The sequence below is a fragment of the Sphingobium scionense genome, from assembly GCF_014197035.1.
Taxonomy (GTDB): Bacteria; Pseudomonadota; Alphaproteobacteria; order Sphingomonadales; family Sphingomonadaceae; genus Sphingobium; species Sphingobium scionense.
The window spans coordinates 182,115-204,602 of the sequence record NZ_JACIEU010000011.1 but is presented as its reverse complement, the minus strand read 5'-3'; the positions used below and the strand labels follow the sequence as shown (position 1 = coordinate 204,602).

Here is a 22,488-nt window from a genome sequence, read left to right as displayed (position 1 = left end):
GGCTGGCCGTGTAATAGATCCGACGACGCTGCTTCATCGCGACACTCCATCTTCCTCAAAAGATTAAAGTGTTGCCGTCACCCGTTGAACCCACCGTCAGGCGTTGGCTCCCGTTCGCCTCTTGACTCACATGGGATCACCTCGCCAGCGACTTAAGGCGCATAGTAGTTACATCCTCCGATAGATCCCAGGCAGTTTAAATGCTGCGACCAAATCACTAGACAAATACTTCATGGCTTTGCCATAGCGGCCTCATATGTTTTTTTTGGGGGGGTATTTGCATGCAATTTTCAGATAAGCTGCGTCGTGCCAGCGGCGTCAGCCTTCTTGTCTTGTCGGCAATGCTCACGGACGTTGCGATAGCCCAATGCCAGCCCGATCCGCCGGTCACAGGTGGGACGACCATTTGCGATGGCACCGATAATGATGGTGTTGTCATCACATCCGAGAATACGAGCGTCTCGCTATCCAGCGGTGCGCGTGTCTCTTCGTCCAGCAGCGATGCCATTTTGGTCCAGCGCGCGCATGGCGATGTCTACTCTAGCACCGTGCTGCTGAACATAGACGGTCATGTCGAGGGCGTAGGCCATGTCGGCGTCCGGTTTGATGCGGCAAGCCCCGTTTATGCATCCGACTATCTGGGTGTCGTGGTGGGATCCGGCGGTCGCATCGACGGCAGCACAGGCATTCTTCTGTCAAACGGGCCGGGCAATGCTTATGCCTCCATGACTCTGAATGTTGATAATAGTGGATCGATCACCGGCACCGATGGCTATGCCGTCCGGGATGACACCGCGAACACCGCCTACGCCTATATCAGCCTGGTCAATCGCCGGGATGGGGTCATGGGTGCGGTCAGCGGAAAGCTGACCCGATTGACCAATGACGGGCTGATCAATGGCGGGGCATGGAGTGCCATCGACGGCAAGATTGGCGATGGTTACGGCCCCAAGGCAGACCTGAACAATAACGGCATCATCCGCTCGGATAGCGCAAGTGCGACGATCGCCAACCTCGGTGCCGGGGCTGTTCTGGTAAACACCGGAACGATTGCCAATGGCAGCGGCGGCGCCGCGATCGAGGGCTATTATTATTCTGTCGATAACCAGACCGACGGCATTATCAAAGGCGGCATTATCGCGACTGGTGCGACGGCCAGTCTGCAATTGACCAATGCGGGTGTGATTGATGGCAATGTCATCACGCAGACTGCCTCCTCTCCATATTATTCGACAACGAGTAGCATCGATTCCCGCTTCGGCACGATCAACGGGGACTTGCTGCTGGGGGGCGGTCATGACTTGCTGTTTGCGACATTCGATCTGGTGGGCGGGTTGCATACCGGCGTCAGCGGGCGTGTCGATGGCGGCGAAGGGAATGACACGATTGATGTGCAGTTTGAGGCCGACGGCATCATCAATCAGCGCATCGCACTTCCCGGATTTGAACAAGTCCGCATCACAGCGCTGAACACGGCAAATGTTGCGCTAGTCGATGGTTTCGTCGCGAACGCTTCCCTGTTCATGGCCGGCAATGGAACTATCAGTAACCAGACCAGGATCATGCTGACGGAGCCGAACGCCACAATCTCGGCGGGCGACTATTATGGCTATGGCCTGACCTTCCGAAACGAGGGTATCATCAATGCCGCATACGCGGCCCCCTACACGACGGCTCTGTCGTTCGGTCAGATGACGTTCGACAATAGTGGATCGATCAGTGTCCAAGGCAATGCGCTGTCGCTCCATTCGACTAAATTCACCAATGAAGGCGATATAACCTCTACGAACCGGACGATCTACTTCGGATCGGGCAGCATGGTGAATTTCGGGACGATCCGTTCGACCAGCGATATCGCCCTGCACGTCGATACCTATTATGGTCCGTCCCTGATCAACAACGGACTGATTGATGGCGCCACCGCAGGCGTCTTGCTTAACGGCAGCCTCAAGAACAGCGGCACCATCTCCTCTCCCCAAATTGCGGTGGCGATGACCGGCGGCGGTTTGTTGAACGAAGCAGACGGTGTCATTTCGGGCGGGACTTTGGCGATTGGTCCGCAAAATTCCAACTATTCAGTCTATGGCAGCACGATTGCCAATGCGGGTACGATCAACGGAACCGTCAACCTCGCCAGCAATTCTATTTACGGCTATGGCAACAGCTACATTGCACTGCAGGGGGGGATCCTCAATGGCGACCTCATCCTGGGCAGCAGCGATACCCTCGCAGTGTCTCTACCGGTGTCGGGCGGCCCCATGTTCGATGGTTTCAACGGCACCGTCCATGGCAATGGCGCAAGTCTTCGTTACATGGCCGCAACCGATGCCAGTGCGACTCTCGGTCGCCTCGCCGGCTTCGGCGCGGTCAGCTATGAGGTCGCGCAGGATGCGACCCTCCTCCTCAGTGCGCAGGCAACACAAAGCGACAGTCTCGTTTTGGCCGGTCAAGGCACAGTCGAACTGGCTGCGGACTTCAATTTCGCGGAAGAGGGATTCCTCAGCATCGTTGATGGGATCAGACTGCCGGGCGAAAGCTACAATAATTCGGCACTGTTGGTCAGGAGCAGGGGGGCGCTGACGGCTATACGGAGCGCAACCGGCAGCTATCCTTCCTACGGCGCCATGGTCGCGCTGGGCTATGAAAGCAGCTTCATCAACGACGGCACGCTGACCTTCCAGAATTTCGCGATACCTCCATACGGCTATGTGGCCGCAATCAGTCGAGGGGTTGAGGTTACGAATAATGGCGTCATCCTTGTCGATGGCGCAGCGGCTATCAGCGGCGCGGGGCATGTATATAATAATGGCCTTATTGCCGAATTTGAAAACGGAACGACATCTGTTGGAGTTGTTGCACCATATTTGACCAATAGCGGTACGATCAGCATGAATGGTCGCGCCGTGGTTGCCGACTTTAATGCCACTAAAATCAACAACAACGGTGTGTTGCGCAGTACAAACGGGGTCGCGATCGCTGGCTCTGGATCGCTGGCTCTTGTTAACGGCGCCGATGGCACGATTGATGGCAAAAGCGGCGCGATCCAGGTCGGTAATGGCGGGTCGATCAGAAATGCGGGCATCATCACCGGCACTGTGGATATGGCCTACAGCGTTTACGGTCGCGGCTATGCCAGCGGCCTCTACATTTCCGATGGCGGTAGGCTGAATGGGGATCTGCTGTTCGGGGCAGCGAACGACATCTTTCTGTCAAAGGGGCAGGACATAGGCGTTTCGGGCATTATCGACGGGGGCGACGGATTTGACATTTTCGGCCAGACGTTTGAAAGCAGCGGGACTGTAACCCTCGGGACGGTATCGGGGGTGAATTTTGAAGCGCAGCTGGTTCGCGCGGAGGGGCTTGATACGGTTCTGACACTGGAATCAGCCGAACCCATCGCCAATGGTTTCGCGATTGGTGGCAACGGCCATATCGTCAATCGTGCGCAATCCGGCGGTGTCATAACCGGTAGTGTCTATGCTTATCCTTTCGAACTGGAGTTGGAGCCTTTAGCGAGTTTCTCCAATGAAGCGGATATTTCGGCATTTTCCGGTGCCGTGGGTGCCTTTGCAAACAGCGCGGTGATCGGAAAAGATGATACCGAATATGCGGGCGTGTCGATCACGAATATCAACACACTTTTATTTGGCAATTCAGGAATTATTAACGGCAACGATCATTACGGCCTGGCCGTTAGTTTGTATAGCAACCAACTGCGCGAAATAACCTTCAACAATGCAGGAGTAATCTCAGGTCGCGTAGAAGGCTATTTTTACGCTGACGAACCGGCCAATGTTGAAATCCGCAACGCAGGCAGGATCTCTACCGCGTTCGGGAGCGGGATAAACATCAGCCTTTCTTCCAGCAGTGCGGGAAGCGTTGTCGGTATCAGTAATAGCGGGACGATCGAATCCTCTGCCAAAGGGGGGGCGGCGATCAACCTGGATGACATCTTCGAATTAACCGGTAGTTTCATAGTTGCGAACAGCGGGGTATTACGTGCCAATAGTGGCGGTTCATTGATTTTCTACGACTATTGGGAGGATTATTTCTATACGGCACCTGCTTCGGCGATCAACGCTTCGGGGGTGTCCGGCTCGGTCTTGAAGGTCGCCAATGCGCAGGGCGGCGTCATCGAAGCGCTTGGCGATGCCTCGACCACCATTCTGTCGAGCCTGACAATCGACATCGACAACGGCGGCGAGATCAACGGTCGGACCGGGACGGTGCTCGCTTCGGACGATGGTCTGGCACTGCTGCTTGGCACGACACGTCTGGCCGGTGCGATCCAGAGCATCGGCGATCATGATGATCACCTTACCAACAGCGGCATCATCCGCGGCGATATCGACCTGGGCTTTGGCGACGATGTGATCGTCAACCGCGGCACGATCGTCGGCGATGTCTATCTGCGCGATGGCGATGACAGTTTCACCCAGCTCGCCAGCGCGATCATGCAGGGCATCGTCGATGGCGGCGCCGGCACCGACAGCTTCATCGTCGATGCCACCGGCGGCGGCGCGATCAATGCCGACCAGTTCGTCAATTTCGAGCGCTTCGCCCAGATCGGCGAAGGCGATGTCACCTATTCGGGCGACTTCAGCTTCGCCACGATCGGCCTTGACGGTGGCACGATCTCGGTGGCGGCTGGCGAAACGCTAAGCAGCGATGGTGCCTTCACCATCACCGGGGGCGCCGGCAATGACGGCGTGCGCAATGCCGGCACGATCAGCGGTGGCATCGACCTTGCTGGCGGCGATGACAGCATAGTCAATGACGGCGTCATCGGTGGCCCGGTCCTGCTCGGCGCGGGCAATGACAGCTTCACCGAAGGCGCCCGCAGCAGCGCTGGCCTAGTCGATGGCGGCGCCGGAACCGATCTGTACCGCGTCATGTTGACGGGCGACCACAGCGGCATCGGTGCTCAGGTCGGCTTCGAGCAATTGTCCGTGGAGGGACAGGGCACGCTGACGCTGGGGCTTGGCCAGGGCTATGATGCGATCACGCTGCTAGGCACGAACCTGAACCTGGCCACCAACGGCCAATTCGTCGGCCAGATATTGGGCAGCGACGGCCAGGAGCAGCTGCGCCTGACCGGCGACGTCAGTGCCGTGCAGTTCGGCGCCGGCAACGACGCGCTGACCTTCGACCTGACGCGTGCGGCAGGTCGCTATGATGGCGGCGTGGGCCAGGACAGTCTGACCTTCACCGCGCAGGGGCCGGTCACGCTGGCCGGTACCGCCATCGGCTTCGAGACCATCTCGCTGGCTGGCGGCCGCCTGACCGTCACTGGCCAGCTCGGCAGTGCCGATGGCGCGTTGCGCTTCGGCGAGACCGGCGAACAGCTCGACATCGCAGCCAGCGGCCGGCTGTTGGGGCAGATCGACATGGGTGGCGGTGACGATGTCGTGCGCCTCGCTGATGGTGCCCTGTGGCAGGGCATCTTGTCGGGCGGCGCGGGCCAGGACAGCCTGTCACTGGCGCTGGCCAATGCACGGACGCTGGACGGCCATAGCCTGAACGGGTTCGAGGCGCTCTTGGCGCAGGGCGGCGCTACGCTGACCCTGGTCAACGGCTTCACGCTGCAGAACCTGAGCGTGCAGGGCGACCTGACGCTCGCCACCGGCGCTTCACTGGCCGCCGATAGGCTGACCTTCGGCGACGGCGACAATCGCTTCACCATCAACGGCCTGTTCGCCGGCGCAGTGGATGGCGGCGGGGGCAGCAATCGCATCCTGCTCCATGGCGGCAGCGCCAGCGCCCCTGTGCGCTTCACCACCGTCAGCAATATCGCTGGCCTGGACATGGGCCGCGGCTATGCCACCGTGTCGGGCACCGCCGATCTCGGCGCGATCGACCTGAGTGGTGGTCGCCTGGTCGGTCTTGCCGGCTCGATCATCCGGGGCAGCAGCATCCTGGTGCGCCAGGGGGCGATCTTTGGAGCGGCGGGCACCGTGATTGGCGACATCCATGTTGCAGGCACGCTGAGCCCGGGCACATCGCCCGGCACGATGATCGTTACCGGCAATGTCGCCCTGGCCGGCGGATCGACCACCCTGATGGAACTGACGCCCGCCGTCTCCGATCAGTTGGTCATTTCCGGCACGCTGACGATTGCGCAGGGTGCGAGCCTGGTGTTGAGCGCCGATCAGCAAATCAAGCCCGGTACCACACTGGATCTCATCATCGCCCATGGCGGCATTTCCGGCAGCTACAGCGAAATCGTGAAGCCCGACACGCTGTTCGGTTTCATCGTCCAGGACGATGACCGCATCCGCCTGCTCGGCCAGTTCCTCAACAATGGCAGCTATACGCGGCAGGTCCAGCGGGCGATCGACTACACCAATGCCGTGATTGCATCGGGCACGGCCAGCGAAGGGCTGATCGAAGCCCTGCCCGTGCTGGCAACGGCATCGGGCGCATCCAGCGCGGCAGCCTTTGGGCGTCTGACCGCCGAACCCTATGCCTCCGCCAGCCAGATGGGCGTGGAGAATGGCCTTGCGATCGCCAATGCTGCGCGCAGCATTGCCCGCCTGTCAGCGGACGAAGCACCCCGCGCCTTCAGCATCGGCCAGTATCTGGGCGGCCTCGGTCGGATCTCGGCGGATGACCAGACCGGCCTGTCGGCCAGTCGTTCGCGCAGCTATGGCCTGCTCGGCGGCCTGGGCATCGGAACCGATCGCTGGTCGGTTGCCGGCTTTGGCGGCTATCTCGACTCCCGCCAGACGCTGCGCCAGCTGGGATCGCAGACCGATGCCGATGGTTGGCTGGCTGGCCTTGCCGGCAGCTATGCGCTGCGGGCGCTGCGGTTCGACGCGACGCTGGCCTATCACCAACTCGACGCCGACACCGATCGCCTGACGCCCGACGGCAGCAAGGCGCATGGCCGCTTCCGCCTCAAGAACTGGATCGGCGACCTGTCGCTTTCCTATGAGGCGGCGCTGGGCGGCGATTGGGCGGCAAACCCGGATATCGGTGTCACCTATGTCGCAACGACCCGCACGGGCCTCAGCGAAGGCAGCAGCAGCGTCTGGGCGCTTGACGTTGCCAAGGACGATCATGACGCACTGTTCGCCGACGCCGGCGTCGCCTTGGGACGCAGCCGCGCTTCCAATGCCGGCTTCCGTCCCTTCGTGCGGCTGGGCGTGCAATATCAGTTGCAGGGACGCAGTGTCGAAGCGCTGGCTGGCTTCTCCGGATCCGAGCAGGGATTGCTATCGCTGGGTGCCCGTCGGGGCGGCCTGGTTGGCAGCGTAAGCGGTGGCGCGGAAATGCGGGTAGGTTCGGCTCTCTCGCTCTTTGCCAACGCGTCGCAGACCTATAGCGAGGATGATCGCCGCGCTTCGGCCAATGTCGGGATGAAATTCGCCTTCTGAGATCGTGCCGATCGCAACATTGCAGCGGCGAGGCACTTTTCACGAATTTGCCTCGCCGTCTCCATGTTGTGCCAAGGCCAGCCGTTAGCAAACAATCCACCGGACCTGACCATAGACAATGGACCATGCCCGGCCGCTCCCGCCAGTGGTTGATGGTATATCTGCGAATGCCCAGTTCTGGGAACGGAGATCGGGCAATTAAATGGGGGCATGGGCGCGTTGCGGCCCTCAGTCCATCGGTGCGCCATATATGCTATGTCGGCTTATTCCGGTTCAAAACTTTTAAGCCGACGGTCTGCAAAGTCCCATTGTTTGCCGTTGGTAGTTTGGGCGCATGCCATCTGCCGATGCAAAAAATAACCCCGCCGGAGAAATCTCATCGGCGGAGCAATAGTTCAGGGAGGGGCGCTCCCCGGGGGGATGGGGGCGACAGGCCGCATATGGTGCGCTTTGATGGCATTTCAATGACATGGCGTGTCAGGCCGTTGACAGTCCCCATGGGATTGGGCGGTTCGGATGACATGTCCTGCTTGCTGCATTCTTGAAATTGGAGGCGAAATGCCTGCATGATCGCGGTCCGGACGTTGCTCGGTCGGCGGAGCGCGCAGGTGGATTCCCTTTTGTGAAACAATATGGTTAGAAGGAGAAATGAGGACCGACCTCGATTTCCTGCCTTCGCCCAAACAGCGTGAACTCGCGCATGCTGTGCGTGTGCTCTTCGAATAATTTGAGCAAGCCCAGGCTGGACGTAACCAGAAATGGAACAAACAGGCGTGTAGCCTGAAGATCGTGCTCTACGGCTCCTATGCGCGTGGCGGCTGGGTGGATGACCCGGTGGGCGGCTATAAATCCGATTATGACCTGCTGATCGTCGTCAATGACGAGCATCTGGTCGATTTCGAATTCTGGTCTGGCGCTGACGATCGGCTGATGCGGGTGCAGAGCCCGGCAGCCGATACTGTAGCACTGCGGACCCGGGCGCCCGATATCGCCATGCGCGACCTGGTGCGCTCGACCCTGCGCCCCGATCGCATCGACCCGTGGGGAGGGGATGAGCCAGCGCGCATTGGTCTGGGCGAGAAAACGTCCCCAGGCACCCAGCGCCACGAAGTTGGTTTCGCCATTCTTCGAGCGATCGGCAGGCAGCGTCCATAGCCAATTGGAGAATTCGCAGGCGCTTGCCCCGAAGAGCACTCCGCGCCGCGCAGCGGTCAGAAGGGGAAGGAGGAGCGCGCGGCGAACGTCGAGCGGTTCGGGCGCCAGCGCCCGGAGCCAGAGGCAGAGCTCGGGTTCATCCAGGAAGCGCTGGTTGGCTGCCGGCCCCGTATCGAACCAGTTGGAATTGAGCGTCGGGGCAGGGTGGGCGGCAAGCTCGATCGCCTCCATGCGTCCCTCGCGTACCGCGCACCATTTGAGAAAATAGCTCAGCTGCCGGCCATCTTGTTGGCGCGGTAGCGCGAACCCTTCGCCTTGTCATAGACCGCGTCCCAGCAGTCATTTTCCGTGAGTTCACTCAATATCTTCGCGCCGAGGCGAGGGCCTATGTCACGATCGTAGATGCCCTGTTTGTCACTGATCGTTTCTTGCGATCCCCGCGCCTGATGGCGGTGATTTAGGCCTGATGCGCCTTGTCGAGCGTCATCGCCGTGCGTACCGCTTCGGCGCGCTGGATCGCCAGAGGATTTTCGCCTCGCTGCGTCGCTTCATTGAGTTGCATTGCCCATTGGCGGGCCGCCGCTATGGAAAAGGCAGGAAATGCACCCAACTGCTTGGTTATGATCGTTTTTGCGCGCGCGATACGGCGTCTGTACCACCAGGTGCGCCGTCCCTTGTCGTCCACTTTTAGACACAGGCCGGGCACGGCGGGATCGGAATGGCGGCCTTGTCCCAACATTTCGATCTGCGCTGGAGCCAATGTTTTCGGGGTTTCCATGATGACCTCGATCGTCTCGAGGCGAAGAAAAGCATGACACAAATTTGCGCACAATTCCTGTCAAACCGGGGCCAAATCAGGCCAATCCAGTCCATCCGGGGCATTTGCGGGAAAATTCGACATAATGCTCAACATCGCCTGTAAGTCGCTGGAAAGCGACGGTTTTGCGATCATTTCGATGTCTTGGAAATGGTAGCGGAGGAGGGACTTGAACCCCCGACACGCGGATTATGATTCCGCTGCTCTAACCAGCTGAGCTACTCCGCCCCATGGGCCTCGCAGGGGGTGTTTCCCTGCGGTGAGGCGGCGCTATACGCAGGGGATGGACAGTGGTCAACGGGTCGATTGCAAAAATCTACATTCTTTTTTGAACGCTCGACCAGCGGCCCCGTCGCGCGCTCTTCTACGCGCGTATAAACGATCGGCGCGACCTATTTCCGCAATCCTGACATGGCCGAAGGAACGCTTTTTCGGCTCCGCCATTTTTGTCTTGCAATCGCAACGATGCGGCGCACTATTGTTGCAATGCACAACCGGCCGAGGGCCGAGGGAGGAACGACAACTTGCCCTTCCATGAAATGTTTGAGCCTGATGGTTCGCTGCGCCCCTGTTACGACGAAGTGCAGAAATGGGTGGAGCGGACAGGCATAGCCGGGCTCAATCGTCGCATGGATGAGGCGGAAGCGATCTTCCGGCGCATCGGCATCACCTTCGCCGTCTATGGCGAGGGGGGCGATCCGGAACGGCTGATCCCCTTCGACCTGCTGCCCCGCATTTTCACCGCGAACGAATGGCGCATCCTCGACAAGGGCATTCGCCAGCGCGCCCGCGCGCTCAATGCCTTCCTGCACGATGTCTATCATCGCGGTGAGATCGTGAAGGCGGGCATCATGCCGGCCGACATCATCTATCGCAACAGCGCCTATCTGGCAGAAATGGCCGACTTCACCCCGCCGGGGAAGGTCTACAGCCATATCGTCGGCATCGACATCGTGCGCACCGGGCCGGGCAGTTTCGAGGTGCTGGAAGATAATTGCCGCACCCCTTCGGGCGTGTCCTACATGCTCGAAAATCGCGAGATCATGACCCGCATGTTCCCCGAACTGTTCGCGCAGGGCGTGGTCGCGCCGGTCGATGACTATCCCGCCGAACTGCTCAAGAGCCTGAAGGAAGTCGCGCCGCCCGCCTGCAAGGGCGATCCGGTGGTGGTGGTGCTGACGCCAGGCTCGCTCAACAGCGCTTATTATGAGCACAGCTTCCTCGCTGACCTGATGGGCGTCGAACTGGTCGAGCCGGCCGACCTGTTCGTCGACAATGACCGCGTCTGGATGAAGACGACGCTCGGCCCCAAGGCGGTCGATGTCATCTATCGCCGGATCGACGACGAATATATCGACCCCCTGGTCTTCCGCCCCGACAGCCTGCTCGGCGTGCCGGGCATCTTCAGCGTCTATCGCAATGGCGGCGTGACGCTGGCGTCGGCGCCCGGATCGGGCATCGCCGACGACAAGGCGGTCTATATCTATGTGCCCGAGATGATCCGTTTCTATCTGGGCGAGGAGCCGATCCTCGACAATATCCAGACTTGGCAATGTTCGAAGCCCGACGAAATGGCCTATGTGCTGGAGCATCTGCACGAGCTGGTGGCCAAGGAAGTCCATGGTTCAGGCGGCTATGGCATGCTGATCGGTCCCAAGGCGAGCAAGGCCGAGGTCGAGGCCTATGCCGAGCGGATCAAGGCCAATCCCGGCGAGTTCATCGCCCAGCCGACGCTCGACCTGTCGACCGTGCCGACGCTCGGCCCGGCCAGCGTGGTCGGTCGCCATGCCGATTTCCGTCCCTATTGCCTGGTCGGCAAGCAATTGCGGCTGGTGCCCGGTGGCCTCACCCGCGTGGCGCTGACCGAAGGATCGCTGGTGGTCAATTCCAGCCAGGGCGGCGGGGTCAAGGATACCTGGGTGTTGCAGGACTGATGGGCGCGGCCGCTTCCTTCCTTCCGATATCCCTTGATGATGCAGGGGCGGGCGCAACGACGCCGGCCCCCACGGTGAAAAGAGCCAAGACATGCTGAGCCGGACCGCCGAAAATCTCTTCTGGATGGCGCGCTATATGGAACGCGCCGAGGCCACCGCGCGGCTGCTGTCGATGGGGCAGCGGATGGCGATCCTGCCGGGCGCCAATCATCGCGACGAATGGCGATCGGTGGTGCGTGCGACCGGGGCTGGGCATCGTTTCCCGGATGGTGTGCCGGTGACGGAAAGCGACATCGTCGCCTATCTGATGCTGGATCCTGACAATCCCAGCTCGATCCGATCCTGCCTGCTGAAGGCGCGCGCCAACGCCAAGTCGGCCCGCACCATGCTCACGCAGGACATGTGGGAGGCGCTCAATGATGGCTGGCGCAAGCTTGACAGCTATGATGTGGCCGAGGCGAGGGCGCACCTGCCCGCGCTGATCGACTGGGTGAAGACGCGTGTCATGACTTTCCGCGGCGCTGCCCATTCGGGCCAGCTGCGCAACGAAGGCCATGACTTCCTGCGCTGCGGTTCGGCGCTGGAGCGGGCGCAGATGACGCTGCGGCTGCTCGACGTGAAATATTATGTGCTGTTGCCCGAGACGGAGGTTATCGGCGGCAATCGCGACCATTATCAATGGACCTCGGTGCTTTACGCGCTGTCGGGCGCGCGGGCCTATCATCATGTCTATGGCGGCACCTACACGCCCTGGCAGATCACCGATTTCCTGATGCTCAACCGGCTGTTCCCGCGCAGCGTCGCCTATTGCTGCGATCAACTGGCCTATCGGCTCAACCGGCTGGCCGGCTGGCACAATGCGCGCGGCCCCTGCCATGACACGGTGAAGCAGTTGGTGAGCGAATTGGAGGAACTGGACAGCGGCGAGATCTTCCGCCGCGGCCTGCACGAAACCGTGCAGTATAGCCTGATGATGAGCAACCGGCTCGGCGTCGAAATCGCCGAAACCTATCATTTCGGCTGAGAGGGGGGAGAGACCGTCATGAAATTGCTCGTCCGTCACCAGACCGTCTACGGCTATCCCGCTTCGGTCGGTCGTGTCGCGATGCGGCTGAAGCTCATGCCGATCGATACGCCGGGGCAGAAGGTGCATGATTGGCAGGTCAGCATCAATGGCGAGGCGCTGACCAATTTTCGTCCCAACAGCTATGGCGAGATGGAGGCGGTGTGGGTTCGCCATGACAGCCTCAGCGAGGCGGTGATCATTGCCGAGGGGCTGGTCGAGACGCGTGAGACCCATGGTATCGGCGGGCTGCCGCACTGTCGGGTCGATGCCCGCTATTTCCTGCGCGACACGGCGCTGACCAAGGCGTCGGACGCGATCCGCGCCATGGTCGCCGCCCTGCCGGAAGGAGACGGGCCGCTGGCCCAGCTTCACGCGCTGTCGGCAGCGATCAGCGATATGGTTGATTATCGTCCAGGCGTGACCGGCGCCGACACCACGGCGGCCGAAGCCTTCGCGCTGGGCGCCGGCGTGTGTCAGGATCATGCCCAGATATTCCTCGCCGGCGCGCGCCTGCTCGGCGTTCCGGCGCGCTATGTCTCTGGCTATCTGCTGGCGGGCGAAGGGGATCTGCACGAAACCCATGGCTGGGCAGAGGCGCTGGTGCCGGGGCTCGGCTGGGTCGGTTTTGATCCGTCCAATCGGGTTTGCATCACCGAACGCTATCTGCGCCTGGCCAGTGGCCTGGATGCCGATGAAGCTGCCCCGATACGGGGCTCCGTTACGGTTGCGGGCGATATCAGCATTGACGCCGATGTCAGGATCGCGCAGGCGGAGGACGGAGTCGAGGAACGGCAATTGCAACGCCAGCAACAGCAGAGCACGCCCACGCCCCGCTCCTAGGGTAGAGATAAGCAGGACTTCGGGGCGATGACCTATTGTGTGGCGGTGCGCGTGGACCAGGGGCTGGTCATGCTGTCGGACACCCGCACCAATGCGGGCATGGACAACATCGCGCGCTTTCGGAAAAGCTTCACCTATCATGTGCCGGGCGAGCGGGCGATCACCTTGCTCTGTTCGGGCAATCTGTCGATCACCCAGGGGGTGAAGACGATGTTGTCGCGAGCGATCCGCGAGGCGGAAAGCGACCCCGAGGTCGAGACCATCCTCAATTGCGACACGATGCACCGCGCGGCGCAACTGGTGGGCGACGCGATGCGCACGATGCAGGGGCGCTATCGCGAGAGTATCGCGATGGACGGGGCCGCCGCCAGCGCGTCGATCATGATCGCGGGCCAGCGCCGCGGTGGCAAGCCGCGCCTCTATCTCATCTATTCGGCTGGTAATTTCATCGAGGCGACCGAGGACACGCCCTTCTTCCAGATTGGCGAGCATAAATATGGCAAGCCGATCCTCGATCGCATCATCCAGCGCGAGACGAGCCTGGAGGATGCGACCAAGGCGGTGCTGGTATCGATGGACTCGACCCTGCGCTCCAACCTGTCGGTGGGCATGCCGCTCGACCTGACGGTGATCGAGACCGACAGTTTCGACTTCCGTGTCCGCACCCGGATCGAGGCGGATAACGAGGAGTTCGCGATGATATCGCAGGGCTGGTCCGCCGCCCTGCGCAAGGGGTTCGAGGATCTGCCCAACGTCCTCGACTAAGGGGAGGGGGCCTAACCCGCCACCTCCAGCAGCATGGTCGCGACCGCGTCCGGCTCGGTGATCATCAGGTCATGGCCGGTGTCGATCTCGAAATTGCGATGGCCGTCCAATTGGCGCGCCCGCGCCTCGTCCGGGCTGTTCTGCAAGGCCTGGATGCAATTGATGTTGGTGCGTGGCAGGCGGAAGGCGGCGTCGCCATTTTCCAGCCGCAGCGGCTGGCCAAAGCATTTCCACGGATGCGGCGTCAGTCTTTCCTCGGTCCAGGTAACATCGGCCGGATCGGTGATGCCGAAAAAGCTGGCCATGCCGGGGAAGGGCCACATCACCAGTTCGATCCCGTCGACAGAGCGGCCCATGGCACGGGTCGGTTCCATCTGCGCCGGCGCCACTATTTGCAGCGATTCTCCGTCCCGCGGATGGGCCGCGTCAAGATAGACCAACTCGCGGATACGATCCGGCACGCGGTCGGCAACGCCGGTAATGACCATGCCGCCATAGCTGTGGCCGACCAGGATGATGTCGCTCAGCCCCTCGAACGTCATCAGCGCCACCACGTCCTGAATATGGGTGTCGAGGTCGATGTCGGCGTTCAGCAGATGGGCGCGTTCGCCCAGGCCCGTCAGCGTCGGGCAATGGACCTCATGCCCCGCTGCGCGCAGCCGCCGCGCGACCTTTTGATAGCACCAGCCACCATGTCCCCCGCCATGCACCAGCACGAATGTTGCCATGCCTGATCTCTCCTGCGCGTTATCGTTGGGGCTGTTTGTGATATATTGTGGATCATAGTGCAATGATGATCTTGTCATGTGGAAAGGCCCGCATGGGCCTCTGTCTTGGGCCGCCCCAAGCAAATCTCCTGCCCAACTCCTGCTTGCGCGGGGGCTGTCAGGGCCTATCTCTGGCGGCCACACGAATCGCAGCTGGAATTATCGATGACCGCCACCCACTCCACCCGCATGCTCATTCTCGGCTCCGGCCCGGCCGGCCTGTCCGCCGCCATTTATGGCGCGCGCGCGGGCCTCGCGCCGATCGTGGTGCAGGGGATGCAGCCGGGCGGCCAGCTGACCATCACCACCGACGTCGAAAATTATCCGGGCTTCAAGGATGTGATCCAGGGGCCTTGGCTGATGGAGCAGATGCAGGCCCAGGCCGAACATGTCGGCGCGCAGATGATGTATGACCAGATCGTCGACGTCGACCTCAGCGAACGTCCCTTCAAGCTGAAGGGGGACAGCGGCACCCTCTATGTCGCCGATACGCTGGTCATCTGCACCGGTGCCCAGGCCAAGTGGCTCGGCGTCGAGGGCGAGGAGCATCTGCAGGGCAAGGGCGTCAGCGCCTGCGCCACCTGCGACGGCTTCTTCTATCGCGGCAAGAAGGTCGTGGTCATCGGCGGCGGCAATACGGCGGTCGAGGAAGCGCTCTACCTCACCAACCACAGCCATGACGTGACTCTGATCCACCGCCGCGACTCGCTGCGCGCGGAAAAGATCCTGCAGCAGCGCCTGCATGCCCATCCCAACATCAAGGTGCTGTGGAACAAGGCGGTCGACAAGTTCGTCGGCGGTGGCACGCCCGAAGGCCTGGTCGGCGTCGACCTGATCGACACCGTCACCGGCGAGAAGTCGCATGTGCCGACCGATGGCGGCTTCGTCGCGATCGGCCATCACCCCGCGACCGAATTGTTCGATGGCAAGCTGCCGCTCGACGAAGGCTATATCGTGGTGGAGAAGGGCACGACCCACACCGCCATTCCCGGCGTTTTCGCGGCCGGCGACGTGACCGACAAGATTTACCGCCAGGCGGTGACCGCGGCCGGCATGGGCTGCATGGCCGCCCTCGACGTCGAGCGCTTCCTCGCCGAAGCCGATTTCGAGCAACTGGTCGAAGCGTAAAAGCCTGTTTGAAAAATCGCGAAAGGGCGATTTTTCAGTACGGTTCCAGCCCAACCACCCGACAGGATGATACCGGATCGGGCGGTTGGGCGGGGGAGCGGGCTGGAACCGGCTTTCTCAAACGGACTCTAAGAAAAAAGGGCTGGGCCAGAAATGGCTCAGCCCGAATTCCTTGGGGGAAAGTGGCGTTTAGCCGATCTTCGCGCGCAGGAAGGTGACCAGCGTGCCGAAGGTCTCGAACGTGTCGCCGTCGATATCCTCATCCTCGATCAGGATGTCGAAGCGATCTTCCATCTCGGTGAGCAGGCCGGCAACGGCCATCGAGTCCAGCTCGGGCAATGCGCCGAACAGCGGCGTGTCGGGATCGAAGGCATCGACCCGGTCCTGCGACAGGCTCAGCACGTCGCGCAGCAGCGCCCGTACCAGGGTTTCGATATCGTCTGTCCGGTCGACCGGCTGAGAATTGTGCGCCCGCATGATGGGCGGCTATCTAATGGCTCGCCGCCTATCCGACAAGCGCGGAAATACAGGTGCGTGCGGCGGGAAACCAGCTCGATGCCCGGCGCGGATTGAACAGGTCGATCTGATGGAGCGGAATGCGCTCGTCCATCCATTCGCGCTTATAGTCATTGTCACCGGTGCCATAATCGATCGTCTCGACCCGGTCCTGGTCGATGGCATGGGCGAACATCGCATGGCTGAGCAGGGTGCCGGGCGATCCTTCGTCATGGGCGCTGTCATGGGCCAGCTTGTGGATCAGCGCCATGCCATGTTCCACCGTCCATAACTGTGTCGCCACGGCGCGGCCATCCAGCCGGGCAAAGCCCAGCCGCAAAGTGCCGGCATCGCTTTCCCGCTGTGCCATGGCGCGCAGGAAGGGCAGGCCGGGCTCGGGCGCTTTCCAGCTATGCGCCTGCACATCAACATAATCCTGCCACAGCGCATCGGTCAGTCGGTCGCTGATGCTGAGGTCATAGCGGCTCTGCCGTGCCTTGCGGCGCACCTGGTTGCGCAGCCGGCCTGGGCGCTGCGCCCAATAGCTGGCGAAATCCCGACCATCGACATGGAGCAGATAGCGCCTGCCCATGCGCCGCTGCACCGCGAACCAGCCGGCGCGACGAAAGGCGCTGACCAGCGGTTCGGGTTGGGCAAGGGGGTATAGATCGATCTGTGCCTGCTCACGCAGCAGGTGGCGGGCGATATTTTCCAGCAGGCGCGCCTGCTGCTGCGCGTCCGGGGCGCCCAGGAAGACAGGGCTCCAGGCGAAGCTATACCAGTTGGCGAGCGCAGTCAGGCGGTGGGGAACGGGGGCGAGAAGGAACAACCATGCCTCGCAGGCGTCCTCTGTCTGGTGCAGCACCCGCAACGGTGTGTCGGCAAGGCAGTGGGGGTGCAATGTCTCGAACCAGTCCAGGCGATCGAACAGGCTGCGGACATGGGCGCGGTCCATCCGGCTACCCAGCACCGAACGCACTTCCGACAGGGTCCGATATTCCCTTGGGACGAGCAACCTATTATCTCCCGGTTCTTAGACGCCCTTAGGACCAAATTCTGGACATGATGTTAAGCGACCCCCTGTTGGCTTCCAAGGCGCCGATCGACCATGCTGATGTGCAGCCGATAGACCATCTGCTGCGGCATGGCGATCCGGCACGGCCGGCGCTGGCGGGCCGATCGGGCGCGCTGGATTATGCCGAGCTGGAACAGGCACTTGGCCGTCTGGCTGGATGGCTCGCCGGTTTTGGCCTTGCATCCGGCGCGCGGGTAGCCAGTTGGGTGGCCAAGGGGCCGGTTGCCGCGCTGATGCCGCTCGCCGCGCCGCGTGCAGGCCTTGTCCATGTGCCGATCAATCCGCTGCTCAAACATGCGCAGGTCGCCCATATCCTGGCCGACAGCGGCGCCGCGCTGCTGATCGGCACGGCCAGCCGCCTATCGACGCTGGCGCCCGCCGATGTCCCGGCCGACTGCCATCTCCATCGGGAAGATGATGCGGCGGCGGGGATGAGCGGTGGCGCGGCGCTGCCGCCGTCCGATGCCACGCCCGATGCTCTGGCCGCGATCCTCTACACCAGCGGATCGACCGGCCGGCCCAAAGGGGTGATGCTCAGTCACGCCAATCTTTGGCTCGGCGCGGTGTCGGTGGCCCATTATCTGGGGCTGGCGCCGGAGGACCGGACGCTGTGCGTGCTGCCCTTCAGCTTCGACTATGGCCAGAACCAGCTGCTTTCCACCTGGTATGCGGGCGGCTGCGCCTATCCGCTCGACTATCTGACGCCGCGCGATGTGGTGAAGGCGGTCGATCGCTGGGACATCACCACCCTGGCCGGGGTGCCGCCGCTCTGGGTGCAACTCACCGAACTGGACTGGCCCGTGGAGATCGCGGCCAAGCTCCGTCGCCTGACCAATAGTGGCGGGGCGTTGACCCGGCCGCTGGTGGCGCGGCTGCGCGGGCTGTTCCCGCAGGCCGATCTCTATCCCATGTATGGCCTGACCGAAGCCTTCCGCTCCACCTATCTGTCGCCTACTCTGGTTGACAGTCACCCGGATTCGATGGGGTCTGCCATTCCCTTTGCCGAGATATTGGTGGTTCGCCCCGACGGCAGCCTTGCCGGCGATGACGAGCCGGGCGAACTGGTTCATGCCGGGCCGCTGGTGGCGCAGGGCTATTGGCAGGATGCTGCGCGCACCGCCGAGCGCTTCAAGCCGGCGCCGTCAGCCTCCCGCCATGGCGGCATTGCCGTATGGTCCGGGGATACGGTGCGCCGCGACCCGGAAGGACTGCTCTATTTCGTCGGCCGCGACGACGCGATGATCAAGTCGGCCGGCAATCGCATCAGCCCGACCGAGATCGAGGAGGCGGCGGTTGCGGTCGCCGGCGTGGCGGAGGCTGTCGCACTTGGTGTCAGGGATGAGCGGCTGGGGCAGGCGGTGCTGCTGCTGCTGCGCGCCGCCGATCCCGATATATCCGCCGCCGTCGCCGCCCACCTGAAGGCCGAACTGCCCAATTTCATGCAGCCGCGCGAGACGCTAGTGCTTGCACAGTTTCCGCGTAACCCCAATGGCAAGATCGATCGAGTCGCACTGGCCAAGGAGTATGCGTCGTGAAACCCACAGGCCCCATCCCCGCCTGGTTCGCCGAGGAAGAAGGCATGCTGCTGATCGGCGGCTGCGGCGCGGCAAGCCTGGTCGACGAAGCGGGCGACACGCCGCTGTTCGTCTATGACATGGGGATCATCGAAGCGCAGGTCCGCCGCTTCCGCGAGGCGATCCCCAAGAAGATCGACCTTCATTATGCGATCAAGGCCAATCCTTATGCGCCGCTGCTGGCGCGCATGACGGGTCTGGTAGACGGTTTCGACATTGCGTCGGGCGGTGAACTGGCAATGGCGCTGGACGCGGGCATGGACCCGGCGCGCATCAGCTTTGCCGGGCCGGGCAAGCGTAATGACGAACTGGAAGCCGCCATCCACGCCGGCATCACCATCAACCTGGAGTCCGAAGGGGAGGGCGCCCGCGCGCTCACCGTGGCAGAGCGACTGGGCAAGGTGCCGCGTCTGGCCGTGCGGGTGAACCCGGATTTCGATCTGAAAGGCTCGGGCATGCGCATGGGCGGCGGCGCCAAGCCCTTCGGCGTCGATGCCGATCGCGCGGCCGCGCTGGCCCGCACGATGATCGATGGCGGCGCGGACTGGCGTGGCTGGCATATCTTCGCCGGCAGCCAGGCGCTCGACCCGATGGCGATCATCGAGACCCAGGCGGCGACCATCGATCTGGCGGCGCGCCTGTCCGATGCGGTCGGCGCGGCGCCGCCACTGGTCAATCTGGGTGGCGGTTTCGGCATCCCCTATTTCCCCGGTGACGAGCGGCTGGACATCCGGCCGATCGGTGTCGCGCTCGACACCGCGGTCAAGGCGCTGCCGGATATCCTGAAGGACAGCGCATTCGCGATCGAACTGGGCCGCTGGCTGGTCGGGGAGGCGGGGGTCTATCTGACCCAGGTCGTCGATGTGAAGACCAGCCAGGGGGAAACCTTCGTCGTGGTCGATGGTGGCCTGCACCATCAGCTTGCCGCCAGCGGCAATTTCGGCACGGTCGTGCGGCGCAATTACCCGATCGCGGTGGCCAATCGCTTCGGGCGTGAGCCATCGACCCAGCCGGTAAATGTGGTCGGTTGTCTCTGCACGCCGATCGACCGGCTGGGGGAGAAGCTGGCGTTGCCGCCGGTCGCGCCGGGTGATTTCATCGCGATTTTCCTGGCAGGGGCATATGGCGCGTCGGCCAGTCCGGCCGCCTTTCTTGGTCATCCAAGTCCTCGCGAACTATTACTTGGCTGATTCATGCGCGACAGCAGGCCTAACCCTATCTTTACCCTTTTCCGGCAAGACGAGGATGAAGCCATGGGCCTGCGTGCGACCATATCCTGTCGGTCGCCTGTCGGCTATGATGGTATGAAGGGGTGAATTTTATGCGTTTCCAGCGGATTTCCAGGCTCCTGATCGGTGCATCGCTGCCTGCGGTGGCCCTGTCGGGCTGCGCATCGACCGGTTCCGCGCCGCAGCTTCCCCCCGCATCCTTCGTCGCGACCCAGGAAGGGCCGGGCGAGGAATATATCATCGGCCCGCTCGACAATCTGACCATCTTCGTCTGGCGCAATCCCGAACTGGGCGCGAAGGTCCAGGTGCGTCCCGACGGCCGTATCACCACGCCGCTGATCACCGACATGCCGGCCGTCGGCAAGACGCCCAAGATGCTGTCTGACGACATCAAGCTGGCACTGTCGCAATATATCGAAAATCCGCTGGTGTCGGTCATCGTCGACAATTTTTCGGGCACCTACAGCCAGCAGGTGCGCATCGTCGGCGCGACCGAAAAGCCCGCTTCCATTCCCTATCGCGCGAACATGACACTGCTTGATGCCATGATCTCGGTCGGTGGCCTCAGCGAATATGCGTCGGGCAATCGCGCGCGGCTGGTCCGCTTCGACAAGGCCAGCGGCAAGCAGAAGGAATATCAGGTTCGTCTCGGCGACCTGCTCAAGAAGGGCGATACCAAGGCAAACGTCATGCTGGCGCCCGGCGACGTCATCATCATTCCCGAAAGCATGTTCTGATCATGGCGGGTCTGTACGACGAGCTGCTGGTCCTCCTCCACGGCATATGGAGCCGGCGCTGGATCGCGCTGGCCGTGGCCTGGGGCGTATGCATGCTGGGCTGGCTGGGCGTGTCGCTCATCCCCAATGGCTATGAATCCAAGGCGCGGGTCTATGTGAACACCCAGTCGCTGCTGGAGGACAAGATCGGTATCACCCAGGTCCAGTCCCAGCAGGATCTCGACCGGGTGCGCCAGACGTTGCTCAGCGCGGAAAATCTGGAAAAGGTCGTGCGTGGCACCGACCTGGCGCAGACTATCGCCGGGCCGCGCGACGTGGCGGGCAAGATCACTACCCTGCGCGAACATATCACCGTGCTGGCCCAGGCTGATCCCAGCATGATCGACATCAGCGCGACTTCGGCCGACAGCGGCCTGTCGGACGGCGCGAATGCGCGCATCGCCCAGCAGGTGGTGCAGAAGCTGATCGACATCTTCCAGGAGGAAAATCTGACCGGGGGTCGCACCGAAACCCGTCAGAGTCTGGCGTTCCTCGACCAGCAGATCGCCGGCCGCGGCAAGCAATTGGAGGTCGCCGACAAGCGGCGCGTCGAATTCGCCCAGCGCTATGCCAGCGTGTTGCCGGGGGCCGGAACGATCAGCCAGCGGATGGATGCCGCGCGGCTGGAAATCAACAACATCGACGCCCAACTGGTGCAGGCGCAGAGCGCGCTCAGCGCAATGAACGGCCAACTGGCCGGCACCCCGGCAACCCTGCCGGGCATGACGGTCGGCGGCGGTGTGTCGCCGTTGGCACAGGCCCAGTCGGACCTTGCGGCGATGCGCGCACGCGGCTGGACCAGCAACCATCCCGACGTGATCGCGGCCCAGCGCCAGGTCGACAATCTGCGTCGCCAGGGCGGCGGCAGCGCGGCGGCCGTGGGCGGTACCCCCAACCCGGCTTATCTCTCGCTGAAATCCATGCAGGCCGAACGCGCAGCGACGGTACAGGCGCTATCGACCCGCAAGGCGCAGCTTCAGGCCGATCTCAACACCATGACGGCGCATCAGATCGATGAGCCGGGCGTGGCATCCGAACAGGAAAAGCTGGATCGCGACTATGCCGCGCTGCAGACCCAATATGACAAGCTGCTCGCCGACCGCGAGGAAATCCGCCTGCGCGGTGACGTGAAGACGGAAACCGGGGCTGTCCAGTTCCGCGTCATCCTGCCGCCGAGCCTGCCGAACGCGCCCGCAGCGCCCAACCGGCCGCTACTGTTGCTGGGCGTGCTGATCGTCGGCATTGGTGCCGGCGTCGGCGTGGCCTTTGCGATCGGTCAGCTCAAGGGCACCTTCCCGACGGCCGCTCGTCTGGAGCGGGCCGTTGGCATCCCGGTTGCCGGGTCGATCACTCAGGTCGCCAGCACGGCCCAGGTCGCCCTCGACAAGCAGCGCATGAAATGGTTTGCGGGCGCCAGCGGCGGCCTGGCGGCCCTGTGTCTGTTGCTGATCGTCGTCGAATTCATCCAGCGCGGTACGGCGTGAAGGAGCC

The 22,488-nt window shown here is 62.4% G+C and carries 16 protein-coding genes and 1 tRNA gene; 10 read left to right on the top strand and 7 right to left on the bottom strand.

The window, feature by feature from the left end; translation table 11 throughout:
• Positions 1-217: 217 nt before the first annotated feature.
• Positions 218-508: a hypothetical protein gene (locus tag GGQ90_RS14995; protein WP_188082878.1), complete on the bottom strand. Its 291-nt coding sequence runs from the start codon at positions 506-508 to the stop codon at positions 218-220.
• Positions 509-548: 40 nt separating this feature from the next.
• On the opposite strand from GGQ90_RS14995, the gene GGQ90_RS14990 reads away from it, so the two are divergent.
• Entirely contained in the window at positions 549-7,376 is a 6,828-nt protein-coding gene (locus tag GGQ90_RS14990) for an autotransporter outer membrane beta-barrel domain-containing protein (RefSeq protein ID WP_223178268.1), read from the top strand.
• Between the two features lie 636 nt (positions 7,377-8,012).
• Here the strand turns inward: GGQ90_RS14990 and GGQ90_RS30005 are convergent.
• The 3 genes from GGQ90_RS30005 to GGQ90_RS14975 form a co-directional block, all read right to left on the bottom strand.
• Positions 8,013-8,762 carry a hypothetical protein gene (locus tag GGQ90_RS30005; protein WP_188082876.1) on the bottom strand — a complete coding sequence of 250 codons (750 nt, stop codon included), beginning with the start codon at positions 8,760-8,762 and terminating at the stop codon, positions 8,013-8,015.
• A 226-nt stretch (positions 8,763-8,988) separates the two neighbouring features.
• A complete protein-coding gene (locus tag GGQ90_RS14980; RefSeq protein WP_188082875.1) occupies positions 8,989-9,309 on the bottom strand; it encodes an Arm DNA-binding domain-containing protein in 321 nt (106 codons plus the stop codon).
• A 190-nt stretch (positions 9,310-9,499) separates the two neighbouring features.
• Positions 9,500-9,576 (bottom strand) — tRNA-Met (locus GGQ90_RS14975).
• A gap of 296 nt (positions 9,577-9,872) precedes the next feature.
• On the opposite strand from GGQ90_RS14975, the gene GGQ90_RS14970 reads away from it, so the two are divergent.
• The 4 genes from GGQ90_RS14970 (at position 9,873) to GGQ90_RS14955 (ending at position 13,953) form a co-directional block, all read left to right on the top strand.
• Positions 9,873-11,282 carry a circularly permuted type 2 ATP-grasp protein gene (locus GGQ90_RS14970; protein ID WP_188082874.1) on the top strand — a complete coding sequence of 470 codons (1,410 nt, stop codon included), beginning with the start codon at positions 9,873-9,875 and terminating at the stop codon, positions 11,280-11,282.
• A gap of 91 nt (positions 11,283-11,373) precedes the next feature.
• Positions 11,374-12,306 carry an alpha-E domain-containing protein gene (locus GGQ90_RS14965; protein ID WP_188082873.1) on the top strand — a complete coding sequence of 311 codons (933 nt, stop codon included), beginning with the start codon at positions 11,374-11,376 and terminating at the stop codon, positions 12,304-12,306.
• 18 nt (positions 12,307-12,324) lie between these two features.
• A complete protein-coding gene (locus GGQ90_RS14960) occupies positions 12,325-13,188 on the top strand; it encodes a transglutaminase family protein (RefSeq protein WP_188082872.1) in 864 nt (287 codons plus the stop codon).
• A 27-nt stretch (positions 13,189-13,215) separates the two neighbouring features.
• Positions 13,216-13,953: a proteasome-type protease gene (locus tag GGQ90_RS14955; RefSeq protein WP_007706268.1), complete on the top strand. Its 738-nt coding sequence runs from the start codon at positions 13,216-13,218 to the stop codon at positions 13,951-13,953.
• Between the two features lie 11 nt (positions 13,954-13,964).
• Here GGQ90_RS14955 and GGQ90_RS14950 read toward each other — a convergent pair whose 3' ends face one another.
• Positions 13,965-14,681 carry an alpha/beta hydrolase gene (locus GGQ90_RS14950; protein ID WP_188082871.1) on the bottom strand — a complete coding sequence of 239 codons (717 nt, stop codon included), beginning with the start codon at positions 14,679-14,681 and terminating at the stop codon, positions 13,965-13,967.
• 204 nt (positions 14,682-14,885) lie between these two features.
• On the opposite strand from GGQ90_RS14950, the gene trxB reads away from it, so the two are divergent.
• Complete coding sequence (trxB, locus tag GGQ90_RS14945; RefSeq protein WP_004212146.1) at positions 14,886-15,848, top strand: thioredoxin-disulfide reductase; 963 nt, start codon at positions 14,886-14,888, stop codon at positions 15,846-15,848.
• 189 nt (positions 15,849-16,037) lie between these two features.
• Here trxB and GGQ90_RS14940 read toward each other — a convergent pair whose 3' ends face one another.
• Together GGQ90_RS14940 and GGQ90_RS14935 are read right to left on the bottom strand one after the other, a co-directional pair.
• Entirely contained in the window at positions 16,038-16,325 is a 288-nt protein-coding gene (locus GGQ90_RS14940) for an acyl carrier protein (RefSeq protein WP_188082870.1), read from the bottom strand.
• Between the two features lie 28 nt (positions 16,326-16,353).
• Positions 16,354-17,358 carry a GNAT family N-acetyltransferase gene (locus GGQ90_RS14935; protein ID WP_188082869.1) on the bottom strand — a complete coding sequence of 335 codons (1,005 nt, stop codon included), beginning with the start codon at positions 17,356-17,358 and terminating at the stop codon, positions 16,354-16,356.
• 47 nt (positions 17,359-17,405) lie between these two features.
• Here GGQ90_RS14935 and GGQ90_RS14930 point away from each other — a divergent pair, with 47 nt between their 5' ends.
• The 4 genes from GGQ90_RS14930 (at position 17,406) to GGQ90_RS14915 (ending at position 22,481) form a co-directional block, all read left to right on the top strand.
• A complete protein-coding gene (locus tag GGQ90_RS14930) occupies positions 17,406-18,953 on the top strand; it encodes an acyl-CoA ligase (AMP-forming), exosortase A system-associated (protein ID WP_188082868.1) in 1,548 nt (515 codons plus the stop codon).
• Positions 18,950-20,182, top strand: coding sequence for a pyridoxal-dependent decarboxylase, exosortase A system-associated (locus tag GGQ90_RS14925; protein ID WP_188082867.1), 1,233 nt, complete (start codon positions 18,950-18,952; stop codon positions 20,180-20,182). The genes GGQ90_RS14930 and GGQ90_RS14925 overlap by 4 nt, the downstream gene beginning before the upstream one ends.
• A 131-nt stretch (positions 20,183-20,313) precedes the next feature.
• Positions 20,314-20,958 carry an XrtA/PEP-CTERM system exopolysaccharide export protein gene (locus GGQ90_RS14920; protein WP_188082866.1) on the top strand — a complete coding sequence of 215 codons (645 nt, stop codon included), beginning with the start codon at positions 20,314-20,316 and terminating at the stop codon, positions 20,956-20,958.
• Positions 20,959-20,960: 2 nt separating this feature from the next.
• Positions 20,961-22,481, top strand: a complete 1,521-nt coding sequence (locus GGQ90_RS14915; protein ID WP_188082865.1) for an XrtA system polysaccharide chain length determinant — start codon at positions 20,961-20,963, stop codon at positions 22,479-22,481.
• The last annotated feature ends 7 nt before the right edge of the window (positions 22,482-22,488 follow it).

Bases quoted from the DNA above. Each gene is read 5' to 3' on its own strand.
- GGQ90_RS14995 (WP_188082878.1), bottom strand. From the start codon at position 508: ATGGCATCGCTGCTGGACGAAGAGACACGCGCACCGCTGGATAGCGAG.
- GGQ90_RS30005 (WP_188082876.1), bottom strand. From the start codon at position 8,762: ATGGAGGCGATCGAGCTTGCCGCCCACCCTGCCCCGACGCTCAATTCC.
- GGQ90_RS14980 (WP_188082875.1), bottom strand. From the start codon at position 9,309: ATGGAAACCCCGAAAACATTGGCTCCAGCGCAGATCGAAATGTTGGGA.
- GGQ90_RS14965 (WP_188082873.1), top strand. From the start codon at position 11,374: ATGCTGAGCCGGACCGCCGAAAATCTCTTCTGGATGGCGCGCTATATG.
- GGQ90_RS14960 (WP_188082872.1), top strand. From the start codon at position 12,325: ATGAAATTGCTCGTCCGTCACCAGACCGTCTACGGCTATCCCGCTTCG.
- GGQ90_RS14955 (WP_007706268.1), top strand. From the start codon at position 13,216: ATGACCTATTGTGTGGCGGTGCGCGTGGACCAGGGGCTGGTCATGCTG.
- GGQ90_RS14950 (WP_188082871.1), bottom strand. From the start codon at position 14,681: ATGGCAACATTCGTGCTGGTGCATGGCGGGGGACATGGTGGCTGGTGC.
- trxB (WP_004212146.1), top strand. From the start codon at position 14,886: ATGACCGCCACCCACTCCACCCGCATGCTCATTCTCGGCTCCGGCCCG.
- GGQ90_RS14940 (WP_188082870.1), bottom strand. From the start codon at position 16,325: ATGCGGGCGCACAATTCTCAGCCGGTCGACCGGACAGACGATATCGAA.
- GGQ90_RS14930 (WP_188082868.1), top strand. From the start codon at position 17,406: ATGATGTTAAGCGACCCCCTGTTGGCTTCCAAGGCGCCGATCGACCAT.
- GGQ90_RS14920 (WP_188082866.1), top strand. From the start codon at position 20,314: ATGCGTTTCCAGCGGATTTCCAGGCTCCTGATCGGTGCATCGCTGCCT.
- GGQ90_RS14915 (WP_188082865.1), top strand. From the start codon at position 20,961: ATGGCGGGTCTGTACGACGAGCTGCTGGTCCTCCTCCACGGCATATGG.